The sequence below is a fragment of the Pseudomonas sp. PS02303 genome (assembly GCF_029959925.1).
Classification (GTDB): Bacteria; Pseudomonadota; Gammaproteobacteria; order Pseudomonadales; family Pseudomonadaceae; genus Aquipseudomonas; species Aquipseudomonas mandelii.
The window spans coordinates 1-2,367 of sequence record NZ_JASCOM010000465.1; the positions used below are offsets into that span (position 1 = coordinate 1).

3 protein-coding genes are annotated in these 2,367 nt (G+C 55.6%); all 3 read right to left on the reverse strand.

Annotated elements, in window-relative coordinates; translation table 11 throughout:
* Positions 1-99 (reverse strand): hypothetical protein (locus tag QMX98_RS34090; RefSeq protein WP_248679717.1); only part of this gene is annotated, 99 nt, incomplete at its 3' end.
* Positions 100-174: 75 nt separating this feature from the next.
* Positions 175-2,058 carry a methyl-accepting chemotaxis protein gene (locus QMX98_RS34095; RefSeq protein ID WP_282412063.1) on the reverse strand — a complete coding sequence of 628 codons (1,884 nt, stop codon included), beginning with the start codon at positions 2,056-2,058 and terminating at the stop codon, positions 175-177.
* 183 nt (positions 2,059-2,241) lie between these two features.
* Positions 2,242-2,367: aldehyde dehydrogenase family protein (locus QMX98_RS34100; RefSeq protein ID WP_003137649.1), on the reverse strand; the 126-nt coding region annotated here is incomplete at its 5' end.

Consider the following 2,367-nt stretch of genomic DNA (forward strand, 5'->3'; position numbering starts at 1 on the left):
GACGACCGACTGCTGGTACATGGCTTTGTAGGTTGCCTCGTCAGTCAGCGTATTGGCCAGAACCTCGGGACGAACGGGATACAGAGAAGCCGCACTCATCTTTCTTACCTCGGTGGAATAGTTGTTTGTGATTTGTCACTGTTTGCAGCCTGAGCACTCAGGCAATTGCGAAACTCAAATCCTGAAACGACTGAGCAGTTTGTCCTGCTGGCCGACGTGGTCCACCATCACTGAACATTGACGAACCTGTTTGTCCGCACTGCCGGATACCTCAAGACTGATATCGCGGATATTGGTCGTGTTGCGATTGATTTCTTCGGTCGTGGCGCTTTGTTCTTCAGCCGCCGCGGCGATCTGCAGGTTCATGTCATTGATACGATAAATGGCCTCACGTATGCGCTTCAGGGTGTCATTGGCTGCGTTGGCATCCCCGGCAGTCTTGCTGGCCGTGTCGCGGCTTTGCTGCATTTGCACTTGGGCGTGTTTCACGCCTGTCTGCAACTGGTCGATCATCTCGCGTATTTCCTGCGTGGATTGCTGGGTTCGCGAGGCCAGTGAGCGCACCTCATCAGCCACCACAGCAAATCCGCGTCCCGATTCGCCGGCACGTGCCGCCTCGATGGCCGCATTGAGTGCAAGAAGGTTGGTCTGGTCGGCGATGCTGGTGATAACCGCCACAATGGACTCAATGCTTTGACTGAGCGTGGACAACTCATTGATCGCATGACCTGTGGCGCCCATCTCTTCAGCCAAACGCTTGATGGCCCCCGTAGATCTGGAAACCAGAGCAACCCCGTCCGCTGTTTCCTCGTTAGCAGCGATTGCCGCTTCGGCAGCGGTTTGGGCGTTACGGGCGACATCTTCGGCTGTCGATGCCATCTCGGTCATGGCGGTGGCCAATTGATCCAATTCTTGTAATTGAACTTGTACACGGTTGGCTGCCTGGTCCGCTTCGCATGACGTCGCTGTGGTGCTCTCCCGAACGCGTTGCGAGCTGTTTTTCACATCGCCAATGAGCGCTTTCAGGTTCTGCAGGAACTGGTTGAACTCCCCGGCGACCAACGCAATTTCATCATTGCCGACCACGGGTAGTTGGCGGGTCAGGTCGCCTTCTCCGCGATTGATGTCTGCCAACGAATCCTTGAGTTGATCCAGGGGTCGCAGTAGCCGCCTTACCAGCAGGCCCAACACCAACAGGCTAATCAGCACGCCCAGGCCGGTACCGATGACGGCACGCCAGCTCAGGATGTGGGCTGCGGCCATAACGATGTCCTGATCCAGCACCACACCGATATACCAATCCATGCCCTTGAGACCGGAGAGCGGAATGAAGGACACCAGGAGAGACTTCCCACCGCTGCTGACCTGCTGCAGCTGACTGTCGAGAGGCAGAACGCTGCCTGCGAAAAGCTGGTTGTAGGGCTTGCCGTTCAGCTCGGCGTCCGGATGGGAAATAATGTTGCCACTTTTACTCAGCAGGAACGCATAACCGGCCCCACCGAAATCCAGTGTATTGATGGCATCGGCAACCGTAGTCAGACGGATGTCACCACCAAATACCCCGAGCAACTGACCGGCGTCGCTGATCCGCGCGACTGCCGAGATCAGAATTTCACCCGTGGTGGAGTCCTTGTAGGGGTCGGTTAAAACCGCTTGGCTACCGGCTTTTCCGGTTGCGTACCAAGGGCGGGTGCGACCGTCATAATCAGGTTTTGGATTCCAGGAGGCAGTGTTCTTGATGGGTTTTCCATCAGACTCAAGGGCGCCGAATAACAGCTTGAATTCATCTTTCAAAATGGGCGAATCGATGATTCGTTGGGTAGCTTGCGCACTGTACTGGCGGTCGATCGCTTGGGACGCCAAATCCATCAGACGCAGTTTGCCGTTCAGCCAGTTTTCGATTTGACGTGCCACAGCATTGCTCGATTCGGAGATGCTCGCCTCGACTTGATGACGCACAATCGTACGTATCTGCTCTACCTGAACCAGCGACAGAAGACTGGTTGTCACGAACAGCACACAAGCAGCCACAAGGCTCACCTTGTAACGGATTTTCATCGAGGACTCCAAAGGATCGATCAAGGGGAGCAGGGCATCCAGTCCTTGAATGTCAGGTTATCGAGGACGCCTTCGCGAGCAAGCCGGTTCCCACAGCGGGAACGCATTTCAAATGTGGGAGCGAGCCTGCTCGCGAAAGCTATCGGAAGGGCGACACAGGATTACCTGTATCGCCCCCGATTTTTAGAAGAAGCCCAACGGATTGATGTCGTAGCTCACCAGCAGGTTTTTGGTCTGCTGATAGTGATCGAGCATCATCTTGTGGGTTTCACGGCCGACGCCGGACTTCTTGTAACCACCGAACGCGGC

Coding starts and splice junctions, on each gene's coding strand:
- QMX98_RS34095 (WP_282412063.1), bottom strand. CDS start 2,058: ATGAAAATCCGTTACAAGGTGAGCCTTGTGGCTGCTTGTGTGCTGTTC.